The organism is Aquibium sp. ELW1220 (assembly GCF_030398385.1).
Lineage (GTDB): Bacteria > Pseudomonadota > Alphaproteobacteria > Rhizobiales > Rhizobiaceae > Aquibium.
This window is the reverse complement of the sequence record NZ_JAOAOQ010000015.1, coordinates 52,873-74,025: the sequence shown is the minus strand read 5'-3', so window position 1 is coordinate 74,025 and position 21,153 is coordinate 52,873. Positions and strand designations below refer to the sequence as shown.

17 protein-coding genes are annotated in these 21,153 nt (G+C 67.3%); 10 read left to right on the top strand and 7 right to left on the bottom strand.

Annotation, left to right across the window (positions count from 1 at the left end):
* Window positions 1–43 precede the first annotated feature (43 nt).
* The gene (locus tag N1F91_RS15145; RefSeq protein ID WP_289993244.1) at window positions 44–670 is read right to left on the bottom strand and encodes an esterase; all 627 of its coding nucleotides are present in this window, start codon (window positions 668–670) and stop codon (window positions 44–46) included.
* A gap of 257 nt (window positions 671–927) precedes the next feature.
* On the opposite strand from N1F91_RS15145, the gene N1F91_RS15140 reads away from it, so the two are divergent.
* From N1F91_RS15140 to N1F91_RS15120, 5 genes are all read left to right on the top strand, one after another.
* Window positions 928–1,194 (top strand): DUF4212 domain-containing protein, encoded by a 267-nt coding sequence (locus tag N1F91_RS15140; RefSeq protein WP_289993243.1) that lies wholly within the window; start codon window positions 928–930, stop codon window positions 1,192–1,194.
* A gap of 13 nt (window positions 1,195–1,207) precedes the next feature.
* The gene (locus N1F91_RS15135) at window positions 1,208–3,058 is read left to right on the top strand and encodes a sodium:solute symporter family protein (protein WP_289993242.1); all 1,851 of its coding nucleotides are present in this window, start codon (window positions 1,208–1,210) and stop codon (window positions 3,056–3,058) included.
* Window positions 3,059–3,128: 70 nt separating this feature from the next.
* Entirely contained in the window at window positions 3,129–3,533 is a 405-nt protein-coding gene (locus N1F91_RS15130; protein WP_289993241.1) for a hypothetical protein, read from the top strand.
* Window positions 3,534–3,603: 70 nt separating this feature from the next.
* Window positions 3,604–3,975 carry a hypothetical protein gene (locus tag N1F91_RS15125; RefSeq protein ID WP_289993239.1) on the top strand — a complete coding sequence of 124 codons (372 nt, stop codon included), beginning with the start codon at window positions 3,604–3,606 and terminating at the stop codon, window positions 3,973–3,975.
* A gap of 136 nt (window positions 3,976–4,111) precedes the next feature.
* Complete coding sequence (locus tag N1F91_RS15120; protein ID WP_289993237.1) at window positions 4,112–6,124, top strand: acetyl/propionyl/methylcrotonyl-CoA carboxylase subunit alpha; 2,013 nt, start codon at window positions 4,112–4,114, stop codon at window positions 6,122–6,124.
* A gap of 161 nt (window positions 6,125–6,285) precedes the next feature.
* On the opposite strand, the gene N1F91_RS15115 is transcribed toward N1F91_RS15120, so the two are convergent.
* Window positions 6,286–13,584 carry a hypothetical protein gene (locus tag N1F91_RS15115; RefSeq protein WP_289993236.1) on the bottom strand — a complete coding sequence of 2,433 codons (7,299 nt, stop codon included), beginning with the start codon at window positions 13,582–13,584 and terminating at the stop codon, window positions 6,286–6,288.
* 305 nt (window positions 13,585–13,889) lie between these two features.
* Here N1F91_RS15115 and N1F91_RS15110 point away from each other — a divergent pair, with 305 nt between their 5' ends.
* On the top strand, window positions 13,890–14,240 hold the full coding sequence (locus N1F91_RS15110; protein WP_289993234.1) for an Hpt domain-containing protein: 351 nt from the start codon (window positions 13,890–13,892) through the stop codon (window positions 14,238–14,240).
* A gap of 100 nt (window positions 14,241–14,340) precedes the next feature.
* The gene (locus N1F91_RS15105; protein ID WP_289993232.1) at window positions 14,341–14,661 is read left to right on the top strand and encodes a 2Fe-2S iron-sulfur cluster-binding protein; all 321 of its coding nucleotides are present in this window, start codon (window positions 14,341–14,343) and stop codon (window positions 14,659–14,661) included.
* A 60-nt stretch (window positions 14,662–14,721) separates the two neighbouring features.
* On the opposite strand, the gene N1F91_RS15100 is transcribed toward N1F91_RS15105, so the two are convergent.
* Complete coding sequence (locus N1F91_RS15100; RefSeq protein ID WP_289993231.1) at window positions 14,722–15,339, bottom strand: DUF922 domain-containing protein; 618 nt, start codon at window positions 15,337–15,339, stop codon at window positions 14,722–14,724.
* A gap of 86 nt (window positions 15,340–15,425) precedes the next feature.
* Between N1F91_RS15100 and folP the strand changes: the two genes are divergently transcribed.
* The 3 genes from folP to folK are packed head-to-tail and all read left to right on the top strand — an operon-like array spanning window position 15,426 to window position 17,162.
* Window positions 15,426–16,301: a dihydropteroate synthase gene (folP, locus tag N1F91_RS15095; RefSeq protein WP_289993230.1), complete on the top strand. Its 876-nt coding sequence runs from the start codon at window positions 15,426–15,428 to the stop codon at window positions 16,299–16,301.
* Window positions 16,302–16,315: 14 nt separating this feature from the next.
* Window positions 16,316–16,660: a dihydroneopterin aldolase gene (gene folB, locus N1F91_RS15090; protein ID WP_289993660.1), complete on the top strand. Its 345-nt coding sequence runs from the start codon at window positions 16,316–16,318 to the stop codon at window positions 16,658–16,660.
* Window positions 16,644–17,162: a 2-amino-4-hydroxy-6-hydroxymethyldihydropteridine diphosphokinase gene (gene folK / locus N1F91_RS15085; RefSeq protein WP_289993228.1), complete on the top strand. Its 519-nt coding sequence runs from the start codon at window positions 16,644–16,646 to the stop codon at window positions 17,160–17,162. The genes folB and folK overlap by 17 nt, the downstream gene beginning before the upstream one ends.
* 42 nt (window positions 17,163–17,204) lie before the next feature.
* Here folK and N1F91_RS15080 read toward each other — a convergent pair whose 3' ends face one another.
* The 4 genes from N1F91_RS15080 to N1F91_RS15065 form a co-directional block, all read right to left on the bottom strand.
* Window positions 17,205–17,714, bottom strand: coding sequence for a hypothetical protein (locus N1F91_RS15080; RefSeq protein WP_289993659.1), 510 nt, complete (start codon window positions 17,712–17,714; stop codon window positions 17,205–17,207).
* 145 nt (window positions 17,715–17,859) lie between these two features.
* Window positions 17,860–18,921 (bottom strand): TIGR01620 family protein, encoded by a 1,062-nt coding sequence (locus tag N1F91_RS15075; RefSeq protein WP_289993227.1) that lies wholly within the window; start codon window positions 18,919–18,921, stop codon window positions 17,860–17,862.
* Entirely contained in the window at window positions 18,918–20,381 is a 1,464-nt protein-coding gene (locus N1F91_RS15070) for a YcjX family protein (RefSeq protein ID WP_289993226.1), read from the bottom strand. The genes N1F91_RS15075 and N1F91_RS15070 overlap by 4 nt, the downstream gene beginning before the upstream one ends.
* A gap of 73 nt (window positions 20,382–20,454) precedes the next feature.
* The gene (locus N1F91_RS15065) at window positions 20,455–20,964 is read right to left on the bottom strand and encodes a histidine phosphatase family protein (protein ID WP_289993224.1); all 510 of its coding nucleotides are present in this window, start codon (window positions 20,962–20,964) and stop codon (window positions 20,455–20,457) included.
* Between the last annotated feature and the right edge of the window lie 189 nt (window positions 20,965–21,153).

The window sequence follows — 21,153 nt, the reverse complement described above, 5'->3', positions numbered from 1 at the left end:
CCGCGTCGCCGGCCGCCGCCGGCCCTGCCATGCGGCGTGACCGTCAGCTCGCTGCGGTCATCCGCTTCGTCAGTTCGGACGCGAAGGCGGCGAGATCGAGACGCTTGCGCAGCGTCGCCTGGCAGTCGATGAAGCGGAACGCGACGTTGTTGACCACCATCATCTTGTCGGCCTCGCGCACGCCGTCGTCGATCGGCGCATGTTCGAGGATGGCGAGCGCCGTGGCGATCGAAATCGCATCCGGCTTGAGGGGCGGCTTCTCCATGTAGACGGCCAGCCGCGCGTCGAAGCCTGCCATGACATCGTCCCAGCCCTTCGTCGCGCGATGCTCGGGCATGTCCTCGCTGGCGAGAACTTCGCGATAGAGTGCGGACAGTCCGCGGGCGCGCAGGCCCGCATCGGCGGGCAGGGCGGGACGCATCTCGGCCTCCAGGATGAGAATCAGGTCCTGCACGGCGACGGCGAAGGCTTCCCATTTGCAGATCTGCAGCGCGAAGCCGAAGTCGGGATCGCTGAACAGCTTCGGCCCCGCCAGAAGCGTGCGCGCACGCAGATAGGAAAAGCTCGAACCCTGCGCCAGAAAAGCCGCTCCGGCGCGAATCGCCTCGACCGCCGCAGGCCAGTCCGATGTTCGCCGCTTGGGCAGAATCGATCCAATAAGGTCAAGCACGTATCCACTCCCATCGCCGGTGCCTCGCGCTCCGACCTACGACTAAGCCTTTAGGATTAAGGCATCCATTCACATTTGACTAAACAGGTCCTCTGCGCAACTATCCCTTCGGAGCATTTCCTCGTGATACCTTTGCAGACAAGTTTGCGAAGGCCGACCTCTTTTGAGCCGGCCTTGTGGGGAGGCTGTTCCTACTGATGTTCGTGTCCGCGATGTCAGTATTCGGATATCGGTTTGCTTTTTTGGGAGGGAAGGAAGTGTCCGACAAACTGCCACGAGAAGTGGCGGAAGCGCACTGGGGCAAGACGCGCAATCTCATGATTGTGACGCTCGTCATCTGGGCGATCTTCAGCTTCTTCATCCACATGTTCGTGACGGCGTTGAATAATGTCGTCATCCTGGGATTCCCGCTCGGCTTCTACATGGCCGCGCAGGGCTCGCTCATCATCTTCGTCGTGCTGATCTTCTGGTTCGCCTATCGCCAGAACGCCATCGACGAGGAATTCGGCGTGGCCGAGGATTGAGGGGAGAATCACCATGGCAATGACTATGAAAGGTGACTTCACCGACAACCTCGGCAAGATCTATTCGGTCTATGTCGGCGGCTTTGCCGGTTTCGTCGTTCTGATGGCGGTTCTCGACCAGCTCGGTGTTCCGGACCGCTTCATCCTGTGGTCCTACATGGCGGCCACGATCGCCATTTATGCCTTCATCGGCATCATGTCGCGGACGGCGCAGGTGTCGGAGTATTACGTCGCAGGACGCTCCGTTCCGGCCGTGTACAACGGCATGGCGACCGGCGCGGACTGGATGTCGGGCGCGAGCTTCGTCGGCATGGCCGGCACGCTCTTCGTGCTCGGCTATGACGGCCTTGCCTTCGTGCTGGGCTGGACGGGCGGCTACGTCCTGGTGGCTGTGCTTCTCGCACCCTACCTGCGCAAGTTCGGCGCCTACACCGTGCCCGACTTCCTCGGCACCCGCTACGGCGGCAATGCCGCGCGTCTCGTCGGCATCATCGTGTTGTTCGCCTGCTCGTTCACCTACATCACCGCACAGGTCTACGCTTCCGGCATCATCGCCTCGCAGTTCCTCGGCATCGATTTCGAGTGGGCCGTGTTCGCGGGGCTTGCCGGCATCCTCGTCTGTTCGATGCTCGGCGGCATGAAGGCCGTCACCTGGACCCAGGTGGCGCAGTACATCGTTCTGATCGTCGCCTACCTGCTGCCGGCCATCTGGATGTCGACCGTGCAGTTCGGGATCCCGATCCCGCAGCTGACCTATGGCGGCGCGCTGAGCCAGATCGCCCAGTACGAACAGCTCCTTGGCGTGGTGAAGAGCCATGTGGTGCCGTTCCAGAACTACAGCCCGATGGACTATTTCTTCCTCATCTTCTGCCTGATGGTCGGCACCGCTTCGCTGCCGCACATCCTGATGCGCTTCTTCACGACCCCCACGGTCCGTGAGGCACGCAAGTCGGTCGGCTGGTCGCTGTTCTTCATCTTCCTGCTGTACTTCACGGCGCCGGCCTATGCGGCGTTCTCGAAGATGAACCTGATGAGCCTGTTTGCCGGAGCCGAGGGCAACCTGCTCGCCTACAGTGCCATTCCGCAGTGGATGATCAACTGGGGTTCCATCGCCGGCCACCAGCTGGTGACGATCTGCGGCGTCAAGGCCGAGACCGTGGCCGCCGTCCAGGCCGCCTGCGAGGCCAAGGGCTTCGCGGCCGGTTTCCCCTATGCCGAACTCAGGCTAAACAACGACATGATCGTGCTGTCGACCCCGTCGATTGCCGGGATGCCGATCTGGGTCGTGGGTCTGGTCGGCGCGGGCGGCTTCGCCGCGGCGCTCTCGACGGCCGACGGTCTGCTGCTGGCCATCGCCAACGCGCTGTCGCACGACGTCTACTACAAGATGGTCGATCCCAAGGCCGACGCCAAGCGTCGTCTCCTCGTGTCGAAGATCCTTCTTGTGGTGGTCGCTCTGGCGGCTGCGTTCCTCGCGCGCACCAAGCCTTCGGACATCCTGTCGATGGTCTCCTGGGCCTTCTCGATCGCCGCGGCCGGCCTGTTTGCGCCGCTGGTGCTCGGCGTGTGGTGGAAGCGCGCGACCAACATGGGCGGTATCGCCGGCATGGCGGCGGGCTTCCTGGTGACGATGTACTACCTGATCGGCAACGTCTACGGCTTCGACTTCGTCAAGGGCACCGGCGACGAGATCTCGTGGTTCGGCGTCCAGTCGATCTCGTCCGGCATCTTCGGCGTCCCGGTCGCTTTCGTCGTCACCTACGTGGTGTCGATGCTGACACCGGCACCGAGTGCGGAAATGCAGGACTTCGTCGACCGTCTGCGACTGCCCAAGGGCGGCACGATGATGGTCGCGGGTCACTGACGAAACCGCTATGCAATGAACGCAGGGCCTCCGGGCCCTGCGTTTCGTTTCGGCTCCACGGACATCGCACATGAATCAGGCTTCAGCCCTTACCGGGCTTCTCATACTGGTGGCGACCTATCTCGTCGCCGTCGTCACGTTCATCCTCGGCGGCGCACCCCAGGCCGTGGCGATCTATCTCGGCGGCACCTACGCACTGACGGCCCTGGCGGCATTCCTTTTCTCGCGCGGGGTTCTGGAATTCCTCGTCGGGGTGGACCGCGACATCGTGTTCTTCGTCGTCCTCAAGCGCGTGACCGACCCGCTGCTGGCGCTGACCGCGCCGATCACGCCGGGCTTCCTTTTGCCCTTCGCGGTCTCGCTCTACGCCGCGTTCCTCTTCTTCTTCCTCAAGCTTTTCCTGTTCGGGGATGCGTTCCTCGGCGTGCCGCCGCTCTTCATCCCGATCTACCTGTCGGTCGTCACGCTGTTTTGAATGGCCGGATTTCGCGGGCTTCCGCACGCCATGCTATCCTGTCGCGTCGGGGGCATGCCGGAGACTGCCTGTGGAAAAGATCACGCATCTGGCGCGGTTCGCGGTTCTCCGTGCGTCCGGGTTCACCGGCATCGCCATTCTCATGGTGATGATGGGAACCGCGCACGACATGGCGCTCAGCCTTCGCCTCGGGGCGGCGGGCTTCTTCATCCTGTCCTTCGCCATGGCGACCTGCGCCCGGCTGTATCATCGGCGCCGGCGCGTCGAGGAGACCGAGGTCTGGATCATGCTCGCGGAGGCGGACCGGCCGGCCAAGCCGGTCGCCAGGACGCTCATCGTCGATGCCATGCGCCAGCAGCTCGCCCAGAAAGCCATGTGGTGGCTTGGCACGGCGATTGCTCTCTGGGCCACGTCGGCGATCATCGCCATCGCGCGGGGCTGACGTCCCGCACCGGGTTTCGTCTGTATGCCCGAGAGCCTGTGCACACCGGTCGCCGTCGGCGCGCGATGCGATGCCACCTTGAGCCATGCCGCTGATATCCATAAGAAGAGTCTCAATCGTCCCGGGGGAGCAGTCCATGTTCAAGAAGATCCTCATCGCCAACCGCGGCGAGATCGCCTGCCGCGTCATCAAGACCGCCCGCCGGATGGGAATCGCCACCGTTGCAGTCTATTCGGATGCGGATCGCGACGCCGTCCATGTCGAGATGGCGGACGAGGCCGTCCACATCGGCCCGCCGGCGGCCGCCCAGAGCTATCTTCTCCCCGAGCGCATCATCGCGGCCTGCAAGCAGACCGGTGCCGAAGCCGTGCATCCCGGCTACGGCTTCCTGTCGGAGCGCGCGTCCTTCTGCGCGGCGCTCGAGAAGGAGGGCATCGTCTTCATAGGCCCGAAGCCGAGGGCGATCGAGGCGATGGGCGACAAGATCGAATCGAAGAAATTCGCCAATGCCGCGCAGGTCTCCACGGTGCCTGGCTATCTCGGCGTCATCGACGATGCCGATCATGCCGTCCGGATCGCCTCGGAGATCGGCTACCCGGTCATGATCAAGGCCTCGGCCGGCGGTGGCGGAAAGGGCATGCGCATCGCGTGGAACGAGGCGGAAACGCGCGAGGGGTTCCAGTCGTCGAAGAACGAGGCCAAGTCCTCCTTCGGCGACGACCGCGTCTTCATCGAGAAGTTCGTGGTGGATCCGCGCCACATCGAGATCCAGGTGCTCGGCGACGCGCACGGCAACGTCATCTATCTCGGCGAGCGCGAATGCTCGATCCAGCGGCGCAACCAGAAGGTCGTGGAGGAGGCGCCGTCGCCGTTCCTCGACGCGGCGACCCGGCGCGCCATGGGCGAGCAGTCTGTGGCGCTGGCGAAGGCCGTCGACTACCAGAGCGCCGGCACCGTCGAGTTCATCGTCGACAAGGACCGCAACTTCTACTTCCTCGAGATGAACACGCGGCTGCAGGTCGAACATCCGGTGACGGAACTCGTCACCGGGATCGACCTCGTCGAGCAGATGATCCGGGTGGCTGCCGGCGAGACGCTCGCCATTCGCCAGGACGACGTGACGCTCGGCGGCTGGGCGGTCGAGAGCCGGCTCTATGCCGAAGATCCCTACCGCAACTTCCTGCCCTCGATCGGCCGTCTCTCCCGCTATCGGCCGCCGGCGGAGGGCCGGTTCGGCGACATCGTCATCCGCAACGATACCGGCGTCACCGAGGGTGCCGAGATCTCGATGTACTACGATCCGATGATCGCCAAGCTGTGCACCTGGGCGCCGACCCGGCTCCAGGCGATCGACGCCATGTCGGATGCGCTCGACAGCTTCGTGGTGGACGGGATCGAGCACAACATCCCCTTCCTCGCCGCGCTGATGCAGCACCCGCGCTGGCGTGAAGGCCGGCTGTCGACGGCCTTCATCGCGGAAGAATATCCCGACGGCTTCGCGCCGATCGCGCCGTCGCGCGAGGACAGGCAGGTGCTGGCAGCGCTGGCGCTGTCCATCGAGCTGCTGCGCAAGGACCGCCTGGACCGCCTGCCCGGGCGGCTGGCGCCGCATTCGGGCGCGCTGAAGCCGAACTGGGTGGTGCGGATCGGCGACGATTATCTCCAGATGACCGTGACGGCCGGCATGATCTCGATCCCGCTGGAGATGGACGTCGCGGTGGACGGCGCCGAACCCATCACCGTCGCCTCCGACTGGAGGCCGGGTGAACCCGTCTGGAAGGGAACGATCGGCGGGCGGGCGGTGTCGGCACAGCTTCGTCCCGTCACCAACGCCATCCGGATCGCCTGGAAGGGCATGTCGGTCACCGCCCGCGCAATGCTGCCCGACACGGCGGCGCTCGACCGGCTGATGCCCGTGAAGGTGCCGCCCGACACGTCGAGGCTTCTGCTCTGCCCCATGCCCGGAATGGTGGTCTCCATCGCGGTGGTGGAGGGCCAGGAGGTCAAGGCGGGCGAGACGCTCGCCGTCGTCGAGGCCATGAAGATGGAGAACGTGCTGCGCGCCGAACGCGACCTCACGGTCTCCAGGATCAATGCCAAGCCGGGCGAGAGCCTCGCGGTCGACGCGGTGATCATGGAGTTTGCCTGACCCGGCAGCGCCGCTGCCGCGCCGGCGGCTCCTCCTGTCGTCAGCGGCGCCGTCAACCCGTCAGCCACTCCCTCCGACGCAACGACAAACCCCGGGTCATTCGCCCGGGGTTTTTCTTTACCGCGCGCGGCCAGGGCCGCCCTGTCGTCCTTCCGGTCGCGTCAGCGCAGGCGCCCGCTGGCATGAGCCAGCATGGTGTAGACCTTGCCCGTGTCCGAGGTCAGGTAGGTCTGCGTCACCGTCTGGTCGCGGTCGTTGCGGGCCACGTCCTGAAGCAGCTTCTCGAAGTCCTCGCAGTAGCGGTCGACGGCGGTCCGGAAATCCGCGTCCGACTGATACTTGCGACGGATCTCGTCGAAGGTCTGCTGGCCCTTCAGCGTGTACAGCCGGCGGGTGAAGACGTTGCGCTCGCCGCGGCGGTATCGCTGCCAAAGCTCGACCGAAGCGTCATGGTCGATTGCCTTGGCGATGTCGCCCGAAAGCGAGTTCAGCGATTCCACGACGCTGGACTGCGGACGCCGGGGCTGTGCGGGAGCGGCGGGTGCCGGCTGCGACGCTGCTGGCGCCTCGTCCTGCGATGCCCTGCGGAGCAGGTTCTGCACCCAGCCGTCCTGCTGTCCGGCGTCCCGGGTTGCGGGTGCCGGAGCCGGTTCGACCGTGCCGCGCAGCGCCGGCGCAGCCGCAGCCGCGGGCTGCGGCTCGGGTGCGCGGGCCTGCGGCTCCGGCGCCTGCCGTACGGGCTGCTGCGGCTGCGGCGCCGGACGGGCCGGCTGCGTGGCCACTGCGGCCGGCTGCGGGGCAGGGGCGGCCGATCGCGGAGCCGGCGTCGCGTCGTACATGCGGCCGGACTTGGCGACGATGTCGGCGAGCTCCTTCAGCGCGGCGATCTGCTCGCCGACCGCCCGACGGATGGCGCCCGTCGATTCGCGCGCCTCTTCGGGCAGCTGCAGGACGCCACGCTTCAGTTCGGAGCGCGTGTCCTCGAGTTCGCTGCGGATGGCGCCGGCGGTACGGCGGATCTCCTCGGTCGCGCCCGCGAACCGATCCGTCGCCGATTCGATGACCTCGGAGATGGCGTCGCGGATCTGCTGCGTCGACGCCATGGTACGGCCCTCGACCTTCTCCATCGCCTTGCCGACGATGCCCTCGAAGGACCGCATCATGCGCTCGATGTCCTCGGACTTCTTGACCAGGCCGACCGAGAGCTGCTCGAGTGCCGCCTGCCTCTCTTCCATGGTGGTGGAGAGACTGGACTGGGCCGAGCCGAGCATGTCGCGCGCCTGGGCCAGCAGGCGGCCGTGCTCGTCGAAGCGGTTGGCGATGGCTGCCACCTCGCGGAGCGTCTGCGAGGAGATGTCCGACAGACGGCTGGCGTTGGTGTCGATCATCCGGGCCGAGCTGCTGAAGGTTTCGGACGCCTTCTCGGCCGATGCGCTGAAGCTGCGCGTCGTATCGACGAGGCGGCTGTCGATCGCGCCGAGGTTCTTCTCGGCGAGACCCACAAGATCGCCCAGCTGGGCGTTCGACCGGGTGAGCCTGTCGAGCAGTTCGTTGACATTGCCCGACAGGGAGACACGCGCCCCTTCCATGGCGGCGAGCGTCTCGGCGGTGCGCGATGCGAGCGCGTTGACGAGCGCCGCGTTCTCGGCCCGCAGCGTGTCGGTGGCTTTCTGGGTGGCGGCCTCGAGGCCCTTCTGCAGATCGCCGCCGCTCTCCACGAACCTCTCGATCAGCGGGCGTCCCTTTTCGTCGATGACGCGCCCGATGTCGGATGCGCGGCTGGCCAGCATCTCGTTGAACTCGCGGGTGCGGCCGTCGAGGGTCGCCGCCGCATCCGAGGTGCTCTGCTCGATGTGCTGGTTCACCGCAGAGAAGGTCTCGGCGATGACGTTGGCGCGCGAGACCAGCTGGGTCTCAGTCCTGGCGACCTGCTCCACGAGCGCCTGGCCCATCCGCTCCGAGCTTGCTGCCAGCAGGCCTTCGACATTCGCGACCTGCTCGTTGAAGCGGCCTGCAACCACGTCGGCGCTGGCTTCGAGGCGGGCTTCGACGTTGGACATCGACGCCTCGATCTGGGCCGCGCGTTCGCGCAGTTCCTCGGCGCTGAGCTGTGCGCGGACGGCGATACGCCGATCGGCGTCCGCAAAGACATCGGCCACGGCCCCGGCGCGCTGAGCGAGCGAATCCACCGTCGCTTCCGCACGCTGAACCACGAGGCGGCTGGATTCGTCGAAGATGCCGGCGAGCGCGCTGGCCCGTTCGGTGAGCGAATCGACCGACGCTTCCACCCGCTGGATCACGGTTCGGCCGGACTCGTCGAAGACGCCGGCAAGCGCGTTGGCGCGCTCGGTGAGCGCTTCGGCCGACGTCTCCGCCCGCTGAACGACGATGCGGCTGGACTCGTCGAAGACGCCGGCGATGGCGTTGGCGCGCTCGGTCAGCGCACCGGCGGTCGTCTCCGCGCGCTGGACGACGACGCGGCTGGACTCGTCGAAGATGCCGGCAATCGCGCTGGCACGCTCGGTGAGCGCCTCGACGGTGGTCTCCGCGCGCTGGACGACGACGCGGCTGGACTCGTCGAAGATGCCGGCAATCGCGCTGGCACGCTCGGTGAGCGCCTCGACGGTGGTCTCCGCGCGCTGGACGACGACGCGGCTGGACTCGTCGAAGATGCCGGCGATCGCGCTGGCCCGTTCGGTGAGCGCCTCGACGGTGGTCTCCGCCCGCTGCATCACGACGCGGCTGGATTCGTCGAAGATGTCCGCCACCGCGCCGGCCCGCTCGGTGAGCGCGTCGACCGTGGTCTGCGCCCGCTGGAACAGCACGCGGCTGGAATCGTCGAAAACGCCCGTCACGGCCTTGGTGCGGTCGATCAGGTTCGTTGCGGTCTGGTCGACCTTCACCGCCAGCTCTTCCTCGGCCTGTGCATAGGCCTCAATGATCTCCTTGGACCGGTCGATCAGCGTGCCCGTCGTGCGGTCGGCCCGCTTGATCAGGCTGTCCTCGACCTCGGAGAACGCATAGACGACCTCCTTGGCCTTCTCGGAGAGGGCGGCGGACGTCTCGCCGACCCGCGCCACAAGGCGCTCCTCTGCCTCGTCGAACACGCCGACGATGTCGCGCGAGCGGGCGGCGATCGTGCCTGCGCTCTCTTCGGCGCGCGAGAACATCCGGCTCTCCGCTTCCTCGAAGGTCACGGCGATGGTTGTGGAGCGTTCCGCCAGGCGGGCGGCGGTCTCGTCGGCACGTTCGATCATGCGCCGCTCGGCCTGCTCGTAGGCCCCGGCGATGCCCTTGGAATGTTCGAGCAGCGACTGGGTCGTCTCCTCGGCGCGCGCGTAGATCCGGCGTTCCGCGTCGTCGAAGGCGTTGGCGATGCCCTGCGAGCGTTCCTCGAGTGTACGTGCGGTGTCCTCGGCGCGGGCGAGCAGGCGATGGTCGGCCTCCTCGAAGCTGCGTGCGATCTCCTCGGCGCGGGAGGTGAGCACGATCGCCGTCTGGCCGGCACGATCGGCGAGCTTGCGGTCTGCCTCGTCGAACACGCCCGAGAGCTCCGACGCACGCTGCGAAAGGTGCTCGCCGGTCAGGTTGACGCGCTCGGCCAGGCGGCGCTCGGCCTCGTCGAAGGTCGAGGCGAAGTCGGTCGCCCGCTCGGCCAGAACGTTGGAGGTGAGATCGATCCGGTTCGCGAACTGCTGGTCGGCATCGGAGAAGATGCGCCCGGCCTCGTCGGTGAGCCTGGACGTGACCTCGGCCATCTTGTCGCGCAGCGAGCCGGCAACGACGATCGCGCTGTTCTCGATCGCGCTGCGCACGTTATCGATGCCCGCATTGAGCGCCCGCTGCATCGTCTCGGTGCGCTCCTCGATGACGCCGGTCTGCCGGCGGAACGCTTCGTCGATGCGCTCGACGTCGTTCGACAGCGCCTCGGTGAGTTCGCCGCGGCTCGATGCCAGGAGGCCCAGATGCGCCTGGAGCGCCGCGTCGATCGCCGCGCGGGTTTCGCCGAGCTTCAGCATGTCCTGTTCGAGCGCGCGCGTCATGATGTTGCGGGCTTCCGCCAGCTTGCTCACCTGGGTCGTCACGGAGCCGTCGATGGCCTCGCTCGCGCCGGTGATCTGGGCCAGGTCCGCGCCCAGCGCCGCAGTCAGTTCCTGCCTGCGGTTGGCGAAGGTGTCCATGTGCTCGCGCACGACCGAATCGATCATCGAGCGGGTTTCGGCAAGCTTGGCCAGATCCTCGTCCAGTGCTCCGGTCAGGATGCCTCGGCTGTCGGCGAGGCGGCCGATCTGCTCGGCCACGGCGCGGTCCAGCAGGTCCCGGGTCTCGCCCAGCCGGTTGAGATCGGCTTCCATCGCACGGGTCAGTTCGTCGCGTCCCTGCGAGATGCGCGCGAGCTGGTCGGAAACGATGGACTCGATGCCGGAGCGGGCATCGTGGATCTGGCGCATGTCGGTGTCGAGGGCTTCCAACAGCGTCGAGCGTCCCTCGGCCAGCTTGGCCACGTGCCCGACGACCACGTCGTCGATCTCGGCGCGGGCGCCGGCGAGCCGGCCCAGATCCTCGTCGAGCGCCTTCTTGAAGAGCTTGCGCCCCTCCGCCAGCTTGCCGATGTGGCCGATGACCAGCCCGTCGAGCTCGGAGCGAGCCTGCTCCAGGCGTTCCATGTCCTCGCTCAAGGCGCCCTTGAGCATGCCGCGGCCCTCGGCGATCTTGTCGACGTGCTGCGACAGCGCCGCCGAGATGCTGGAGAGGTCGCCTTCGAGCGCCTGGGTCAGCAGGCTGCGGTTCTCCGTCAGCTTGCCGATCTGGCGGTCCACGGACCCCTCGATCTCGGCGATGCTGCCGGAGATCGATTCGTTCAGCGTGGAACGGGCGTCGGACATGCGGTCGAGATGCTGCGCAATGGCGCCGGCCACCTGCGACAGGTCGCTCTGCAGCGCGTCGGCCAGCGTGATGCGGCCCTCGGAGATCTTCTCGATCTGCCGCGCCACGACCTCCTCGATGGTGGAGATGTCCTCCTTGACGGAGGACGAGAGGCTCGTGCGGCCGTCCGCCATCCGATCGAGATGGTCGGCGACGGACTGGGCGACTTCCGCCAGCTCGCCCTTCAGCGCCTGCGTGAGCGATCCGCGGCTCGCCGCGAGACGCTCCAGATGCGCGGCGGCTGCCGCGTCGATCTCGGCGCGGGTCTCGCCGAGGCGGCGCAGATCTTCCTGGTAGGCCGCGTTCAGCGTCGTGCGGCCTTCGTCGAGCTTGGCGATCTGGTTCGCGACGAAGTCGCCCACCGTCGCCAGATCCTTCTCGAGCGCCGTCGTGAGCGTCGTGCGCCCGTCGGCCAGCTTGCCGACGTGGTTGGCGATGACCTCGTCGATCTCCGACCGTGTCTGGGCGAGGTGGCCGAGATCCTCCTCGAGCGCCTTGCGGAAGAGCTTGCGGCCTTCGGCGAGCTTGCCGATGTGGCCGACGACGGAATCGTCGATCTCGCCGCGCGCGGTCTGCAGGTTCTGGAGGTCGTCGTTGAGCGCCGAGGTGAGGGCGCTGCGGCCCTCGACGAGCTTGTTGAGGCTGGCCGAGAAGGCCTCCTCGACATTGGAGATCTCGCCCTGCATCGCCTTCACCACGTTGCCACGGCCCTGCGAAAGCCGGTCGAGGCTCGAGGCCACCAGCGTGTCGATGCCGGCGAGTTCACGCTCCAGCGACCGGGAGAAGGCTTCACGGCTGACGGAGAGCTTGTCGACCTGCGTGGTCAGCGCGCTGTCGAGGGCGTTGATGTCGCCTTCCAGCGTCCGGGTCAGTTCGCCGCGTGCGTCCTGCAGGTGGCGCAGGTCGACGTCGAGCTGCTCGGTGAGACGGCTGCGGCCTTCTTCCAGGCGGTCGCCGAACTCGTTGGCGCGCGCCTCCAGGATCGTCGAGGTCGACGTGACCAGGTCGCTCATCTGCGACTCGATCCTGGTACGGCTGTTGTCGGCGGCGGTGGAAATCTCGTGGACGCCCGAGCGGAACACGTCGGCGATCTCGCGGGTGCGTTCGGCGAGCGCCTCGTTGATCTGCCGCGACCTCGCCTCGAGCGCGGCGTTGAGCTTTTCGGTGCCCGTGTCGAGCGCTTCGGCGCGCGTCTCGAACTCGCTGATCAGCGACTGGCCGCGCTCGGCCAGCGTGCGCTCGATGGCGTCGATGCGCACGTCGAAGGCGCGGGTGAAGGTCTCCGTCGCGCCACCGAGCAGGGACACCATGCCCCGCGTGCGCTGGTCGAGAAGCTGCGACAGCGTTCCGGTGGCCGAATCGGTGCTCTCGACGAGCTTGGCGATGCGGGTGTCGAGCAGGCTGGCGAAAGCTTCGCCGGACGTCGACAGGCGGCCGGTGATGCTCTCGACGCGTTCGTCGATCGCCCCGTAGATCGCGCTGCCGCTTTCGTTGAAGCGCTCGATCAGCGATTCGCCGGCATTGGTGATCGTGTAGGTCAGGTGGCCGGACGCGCCCGTCACCATCTCCTGGATCACGCCGGTCGCCGAGTTCAGTTCGTCGCGGATCAGCTCGTGCGCGCCGGCGATCGAGGCGCGGACGCGCTCGGCGTGGCTCACCACGGCTTCGCGCTCGCTGCCCAGGCCGTCCACCAGCGTGCGGATGCGGCGCTCGTTTTCCGTGTAGGCGCGTTCGAGTTCGTTGACCTCCGAATGCACCAGCGTCTCGAGCTCGACGGCGCGTGCGAGCGTGCGTTCGATGCCTTCGCCCATGGCGTTGACCTCGCGCCGCACGGCCTGGCCGATCGACATCACGCGGTCCTGGGCGATGACCTCGGGTTCGCTGAGATGATAGGCGATCGCCGTCATGGACTGGGCCGCGAGGCGCATTTCCTGCGCGCGGCGAATCATCAGCGCGAAGGCCCAGAAGAGGATCACGGGAATGACGACGCCGGCCGTTATGCCAAGGATGCCGGGCGTGGTGATGATCTCGGCGAACGACACCGCACGTGCGATCGCCGGTCCATAGAGACCGTTGGCCAGGACGAGGCCGCCGATGATCCACACCACCGAGGCGACCGCGACGAGCCAGTAGATCGAGTTCGATCCGCCGCGGTTCAGCGCGGCGAGCAGGGCACCGAAGTCCTTCTGGCGATCGTCGTTGGCGGGCGCGAAGGCCGGCGAGCCGCCACGCGGGGCGGCGTCGTTGGAGGCGGGACGGAATTCCGACTTCCGTTCCGGCGCAGGCTTGGCCGGGCGGGCGGCAGCGGCGGCACGCGGGTCCGGCCGGGCGGCCTGCGGCTGCCTCGTGCGAGCCTGTGTGCCGCGACCCTCGCGCGCCAGTTCGTCGGCGGCGAGCGAAATCTGCGCCTCGAGTTCTTCCATCGAGGACGTCAGATCGATTTCCCCGTCGCTGAAGGATACGTCGAGGGCCTCTTCGAGCTCCTTGTCGACGTCTGTTTCGAGGTTCCTGGTCGTCGTCGGTTTGCGAGCCATGCCTTCAAAACCCTGTACTAACGCGTCGTTCAGACTCTAACGGAGCCACATGCGAAGACCGCCACTTGAGCGGCGCATTCCCGGTTCGCGTATCGTAGTGACACACCCAGGTAAAGGAAACATGCATTCGGCGAGATGCGTAAAAGTTTAAACACAAGGTTAACGTCCGTTGAGAATTTGCGCCCGAATTCCGCCACATAGCAGGGATTTCCGTTAACTCGCCGTCCACCCGGTTCGGGTATCGGTGGTACGGCAGGCATTTTGAAGGCGAGTGCAGCGTGATGGCGTCGATGAGTGTGGAAAACATGGCTTTCGCCATGCCCGGTGGCGAAACCTGCGGTCATTCGCGCGCCCGCCCTGTCGATCTGGCACACCTGTCGCGGCAGACCATGGGCGACCGGGATCTCGAGCGGGAGGTGCTGTCGCTTTTCCTGCACCAGGCTCAGGTCGTCGGCGACCGCCTGGAAGGTGCCAGCCCCCAGGAGCGGGTGCTGCTCGCGCACGGCCTCAAGGGGTCGGCCCGCGGCATCGGCGCTTTCCGGGTCGCCGACATTGCCGACGCGGTCGAATCCGATCCGGCGAGCGGCAAGCATCTGCGAAGCCTCGCAGAGGCGATCGTCGACGTCCGCGACTTCGTCTCCGCCATCAGCCGCTGAACGCCGGCCGACGCCTGCGTGCCGGGGTCGCAGGCGCGGCCAGACGGTTGACTCGCGCGTCGGAACGGATAATTCGGCAGGACAATCCGAGGCGCTCCGAATGACCAAGATCACCTACATCGCTTTCGACGGCACCAGGTTCGAGGTGAATGCCGAGAACGGCTCGACCGTGATGGAGAATGCGATCCGCAATTCCGTCCCGGGCATCGAGGCCGAGTGCGGCGGAGCCTGCGCCTGCGCGACATGCCATGTCTACGTGGACGAGGCCTGGAGTGCGCTGACCGGAGAGCCGGAGGCGATGGAGGAGGACATGCTCGATTTCGCCTTCGACGTGCAGCCGACCTCGCGTCTGTCCTGCCAGATCAAGGTGCGGGACGAACTGGACGGCCTCGTCGTCCGGGTTCCGGAACGCCAGGCCTGACGATCGGCTCCTGGCGACGGCGCTTGTCCGGCGAAGGCCGGCCAGCGCAATGCTCCTGCCCTAGTTCGGAATTCGCCCCGTCTCGATCTGCTGCATGCGGTAGGTCAGGAGCCGCGTGATCCGGCTCTCGAAGTTGATGCTTTCGATGCGGTCGAAGCGGTCCTGCGCGGCGTCGTGCTCGGCAAGGATGCGGGCGCTGACGGTGCCGGCCGCGGCCTTCACGGCCTCGCAGTCGCCGCGCCGGCCGATCGCCTCCAGCGCATCCTCCAGCTTGCGGGCGTGGCTCTTGGCGATCTGGACATGCGATTCCTCGTGACGGCGGATGTCGGAACTCAGCGTGTCCCAGATCAGGCGCGTGTCGGGGTCCGAACGACCGCGGGCGCGCCAGCGCGGCAGGATCATCGTCGCCTTGACGTCGACCACTGCCTTCTGGATCCGGCACCAGTCCGTCGTGCTGGCAAAGGTGTAGCGGGTGGAGAACTGCATCTGCGTCGCGCCCGGATGCCGCTTGCCGGTGGAAGACACTTTCGGCCCGCGCCGCGACAGTTCCTCGTCGATCTCCTGGAGCGTGACGCCGCCGATCGTGAAGTAGGAATAGCTGCGCGACACGGTCTGGGCAGGACTTGCTCCCGCCGACACGACAAGGCCCGCGCAGACGAAAAGAAGCGTTCTCTTCATGGCCGTTTCCCGTTAAGGCCAGCATGCGCCAGGCGAGGGAAAGCCGCAACCGCAATCGCGCTCGCGCGCATGACAGAGAACCGGGAATGACGAAGAGTGGAATGCGCAGGCGGGAGCGGACGTGGCGGCTCGCCCATGGCCGGAGCCTCGACCTCGGCGCGCGCGCCGTCGTGATGGGCATTCTCAACGTGACGCCGGACAGTTTTTCCGACGGTGGCCGCTTCCTCGATGCCGACCGCGCCTGCGCGCGGGCCATGTCCATGCTGGAGGAGGGCGCCCACATCGTCGACATCGGCGGGGAATCGACGCGGCCCGGCGGGCCGCCCGTCACCGCTGCGGAAGAGCAGGCGCGCATCCTTCCCGTCATTGCCGCGCTGGCTGCGCGAACCGGCGCGCTGATTTCGGTCGACACCTACCGCGCGCAGACCGCCCGCCTGGCGATCGAGGCCGGCGCCCATATCGTCAACGACGTGTGGGGGCTTCAGCGCGATCCGGACATGGCCGGCGTGGTGGCGCGGACCGGCGCCGGCGTCGTCGTCATGCATACCAGCCGCGGTCGTGACGTCGATCCCGATCCTGTCCGCGACCAGCAGGTCTTCCTCGGCCGGTCTCTCGAAATCGCGCGCGCATCGGCTGTCGCCGACGACGCGATCGTCCTCGATCCGGGTTTCGGTTTCGGCAAGGAGAGCGCGGACCTGAACTTCGCGCTGATGCGGCGGTTCGGGGAACTGCATGCGCTCGGCTATCCGTTGCTCGTCGGGACGTCGCGCAAGCGCTTCATCGGCCATGCGACGGGACGCGACGCGCAGGATCGCGATGCCGGCACGGCGGCGACGAGCGTGATCCTGCGATTGAGCGGGGCCGACATATTTCGCGTCCACGATGTCGCTTTGAACGCCGACGCGCTCAAGGTGGTCGATGCTATGGTCGCCGGTGGAATGGCAGAGGAGACCGTGTCGTGACGTACCAGATCCGAATGAAGAACTGCGCCTTCTTCGCGCGTCACGGCGTGCTCGACGAGGAGGAGACCCTCGGGCAGCGGTTCTATGTCGATGCGGTGCTGACCGTGGAGCCCGCCAAGGCGCTGGAGACCGACTCGATCGAGTCGACCGTCGACTATGGCGTCGCCTTCAAGGTCATCGAGCGGATCGTCACCGGCGAGCGGCGCTACCTCATCGAGGCGCTGGCCCTCGAGGTCGCCAAGGCGCTCGCCGACCGATTTCCGCAGATCCGCCGGGCCGAGATCACCGTGCGCAAGCCGAACGCGCCCGTCGCCGGCGTGCTCGATCATGTGGAGGTCACGGTTGCCTGGCCCGCATGAGGCAACCGCCTATCTCGGTCTCGGCGGGAATCTCGGCGATCCGAGGGCGGCGATGGCGGCTGCGCTGCGAATCATCGACGGCGATGCGCGCTGCCGCGTGGCCGCGGTGTCGTCGATCTATCGCACACCGCCCTGGGGCGAGGTGGTCCAGCCCGACTTCCTGAACTGCGTCGCCGGGATCCGCACGTCCCTGCCGCCGAAGGACCTGCTCGACCTCTGCCTTGCGACCGAGAATGTGCTGAAGCGCGTGCGCAAGGAGCCCGGCGGGCCGCGGGTAATCGACGTCGACGTCCTCACCTATGCGGAACTGACGCTGAAGGAGCCGGGGCTGGAGATACCTCATCCGCGCATGAGGCTGCGGGCTTTTGTGCTCCTGCCGCTGCGCGAGATCGCGCCCGATTTCACGCTCGCCGGCCTGACGCTCGAGACGCTGCTGAACGATGTCGATCGGGAGGGAATATCCGTCGTGGAGCCTGCAGGCGACTGGTGGCGGACGGCCTGAGCGGCGCTTCCGGCGCCGCCTTCGTCTTTCGCCCCGGGCCGGTTAGTCGCGCGCGATGGCGCCCACTGCCGCGGTGTCGACGCGCTTGAGGTTCATGCCGATGACCGGCACGAGCTCCTTGTTGACGCGCACCGAGACGGTGACGCTCATGGTGTCGTCGCCCTTCATGCTGGCCAGCATCGCACCGTTGAGGTCGTTGCGGTTGAGCGCCATGACGACCTTGGACTTGCTGACGTTGCCCGACACGATGTCCAAGCCCTCGCCGGTCGCGCCGTCGAGGAACGTGCCCTTGTAGGAGCGGCCCTTGCGCTCGATGCGGGCCGACATCTTCTGCGAGAACAGGCCGACCCGGCAGCTGCCCTCGAGCGCCATGCCGATTTTTCCCGTCGGGGTGTCGCCGGTCAGCGAACAGGTGAACTTGGTCCCCTTGTACTTGCCGGCGACGATCTCGCCAGGCCCGGACCACTCGCCGCGCACGCTCTGGAAAAACTGCTGGTCGCCATCCGCTGCGAAGGCCGCTGGCACGTCCGAAACGAACGGCACGCTTGCCATCAGCGGCAGGATTGCGGAACGACATACACTCTTGATCATGGCACCGACCGATAAGCTCTATCTGCCCGACCTTGTAGAAGATTGGTTAATGCTTCGTCTAGATGCGGCGTCGGCTCTCCCGTAAAACCGGAGCTGTCGCCGACGTTCACCTGGAAGGTGTGTCCTTTTGGCCATCCTGCGCGCCCGCGAATCGGGCCAGCGCACCGACGAAGTCCCCCATACGCGGCTTGCGGACCGCGTCGAAGGGCAGGGGACGGACGGTATCCATCGCCGCCATCCCGATACGCACCGTCATCATCCCGTTGACCACGCCTTCTCCGAGCTTTGCCGAGAGGCGGGCGGCCAGGCCGTGGCCGACGAGTTGCTGCACCAGCGTGTCGCCGGCAGCCATCGATCCCGTCACCGCGAGATGCGCCAGCACGCCGCGGGCCAGGCGCAGGAAGCCGAGGGTGCCCGGGCGGGCGCCGTAGAGCTCGGCCAGCCGCCGGATCAGCCGGCTCGCCTCGTAGAGGACATAGACCAGGTCCACCGCCGCGCGCGGGCTGACGGCGGTGACCATGGAGACGCGCTTGCCCGCGTCAAGGATCAGGCGCCGTGCCTCCGCGTCCAGAGGGGCGAGAAGCTCGGTTTCGGCCAGCCGGATCAGGTCGGGACCGTCGATCACGTCGTGCCGAAGCTCGTCCAGCGTCCGGCGCCCCTTCGCCGTCTGCGGGCGCGATGCGAGGAACCCCGACAGGTCGTCGACCAGCGCGCGCGCCGCCTTCGGATCGTTGCGTTCGAGGGCATCGACCGCCCGGCGGCTCAGATTCTCCACCGACGACAGCCGCGTAAGTGCCGCGGCCTCGCGAATCAGGATGGCGAGGAGGGCGGCCGTCGCAACCGCCGCGAGGCCCGCACCCAGCCAGCCCAGCCAGTCGGCGCGGGCAAACAGGGAGCGGATCAGTTCGTCGATGGACAGTCCTATCGCCAGAGACACGAGAATGCCGGCGGCGCCGAAGAAGATCGTCCCCAGCCGGGATCGCCGCCTTGCTGCGGGCGGCGGCGGCGGGGCGGTCTCGGCCGTGTCGTTCTCGAAGACGTCGACGGCTGCCGGCGTCACCACCGACATCTCCGCGCCGTGCAGCGCGCGCGGCTCGCGTTCGGCCTGCGCCGCCGCCTTGCGATCCGGCGGAAGACGGAACGCCTTTGGTTCCCGTGCGTCGCTCATGACAGCCGGTCTCCGATCAGGAACTGCAATGCCCTGTCGAGGCGGATGTGCGGCAGGGAAAGCGTCACGCCGTCGGCGCTGCGTTCCAGCCGGGGCGGCCGGAAGCGGACGAAGCGGATGGCGCGCGTCTGGCCGGCGATCGCGCCAGCATCGAACAGCGAATCGGGAGACTTCGGCAGGTCTCCCGGAAAGACGGCCGTTTCGGTGTCGCCGTCGAAGGTCTCGCCGCCGATCGTTTCGCCCGAAAGCGGGGTCCCGATGATCACCGGCAGTTCCTCGCGCCGCTGCGTGACGGTGCCCTCGCGCGTCGCGCGGACTGCGGCCAGTGCCAGTACGTCGACGGCCGCTCCCGAAATGTCGGCCCGCGCCGCCGCCCGCTCGGTCAGCCGGCGCACGATGGCCTGCAGCCGGTCGTGGCTGGTGTGATGGATCTGGTCGGCCTTGGTCGCCGCGATCAGGATCCGGTCGATGCGGCGCGACATAAGGTTCGACAGGAGGCCGCCGGAGCCCGGACGGAAGCAGCCGAGGATCTCGGTCAGGGCCCGTTCGAGGTCGGCCAGCGCTGCCGGACCCGCGTTCATCGCCTGCATCACGTCGATCAGCACGATCTGCCGGTCGAGCCGGGCGACATGCTCGCGGAAGAAGGGTTTGACGACATGCGTCTTGTAGGCCTCGAAGCGGCGCTCCATCATGGCGCGCAGCGAACCCGGCCGCGCCCGGCCATCGCGCAGGTTCGGCAGGGGCGTGAAGGTCAGCGCGGGCGAACCTTCGAGATCGCCGGGCATCAGGAACCGCCCTGGCGGCAGGGTGGACAGGGCACGCGTATCCTGGCGACAGGCCCGCAGGTAGGCGGTGAAGACTTCGGCGAGGCGCCGCGCCGTCATCTCGTCGGCGTCGCGGTCGGGATCGATGGTGGCCGCCAGCGCCAGCCACTCGGCCGAGAGATCGGCTCGAACCGGAAGGGCGGCGAGCTGGAAGGAGTCGGCCGAGAAGGCGGCGAAATCCTTGCCGAGCAGCGGCAGGTCGAGAAGCCACTCGCCCGGATAGTCGACGATGTCGATCGAGATGCGCCCGCGCGAGAGCATGCGCCCCCAGGCCGACGCCGATTCATACTCGATGGTCAACCGGAGTTCGGAGATTGCGCGGGTCGATTCGGGCCATGCGCGGGCGTCGAGAAGGGCCGCCACGTGGTCCTCGTACTGGAACCGCGGCACGGCGTCGTCGGGCTGCTCCTCGAGATAGGCGCGGGCGAGCCGGCCCGACTTCTGCGCCTCGAACATCGGAAGCCGGCCGCCGTGGATCAGGTTGTGCACGAAGGCGGAAATGAAGACCGTCTTGCCGGCGCGCGACAGCCCGGTCACGCCCAGCCGGAGGGAAGGCGCGACGAGGTTCGCGGCTCTGCCGGCTATCGTGTCGAGCGCTATGAACGCCTCGTCGGTGAAGTTCGTGAGAGACGCCAACGTCATCCTCGCCTGCGGAGCAACTGGCCGGATATAGGCCCGAGGCCGGCCATTTGTAATCCCGCGGGGGCGTTCAGTGGTCGGAGGGCATGAAGAAGGCCTCGAGCGTCCCGACGCCGGGCATCGCCTCCGACAGGTCGCCTTCGAACGAGATCACCGCGAGCCCGCCCGTCGGGAAACCCTTGTCGAGATCGTCGCGGGCCGGACCGACACCGGCCGCAGACAGCCCGAGCGCCAGGTCCTCGATCGTCGGGTTGTGGCCGACGATCAGCAGCGATCCGTTGGCACCGTTGTTGCGCACGATGGTCAGATAGCCGGCGGCATCGGCGGCGTAGAGGGTCTCCGAGAGCAGGGCTTCGGATGGTTTCATGTCCAGGACCTCGGCGACCCCGCGCCAGGTATCGAGCGCGCGCCGGGCCGGCGAGCAGACGACGCGGTCGGGCCGGTAGCCGTTCGCGAGCATCATCTCGCCGACGATGCGGCTCTCGCTGCGCCCTTCCTCGGTCAGCGGACGGTCGAAATCGCGGTCTCCGGGCTCGGCCCAGGCGGCACGCGCATGGCGCAGAAGGAAAAGGCGGCTCATCTGACATCCTCCTCGCGGGCAAGCGCCCTCGTGCCTGCGCGGAGCATTACCGGGAGGCCCCGCGCAACGCAACTCGCATGCTGGGCACCGCTCGCGAGCGTGGCCCGGAAGCCTTCTCGAAAGCTCGGGAAAACCGCGTTTCCCTTGCGGCACGACGGCCGGGACGGCTTCGGCCGGCTTTCGGTGCAT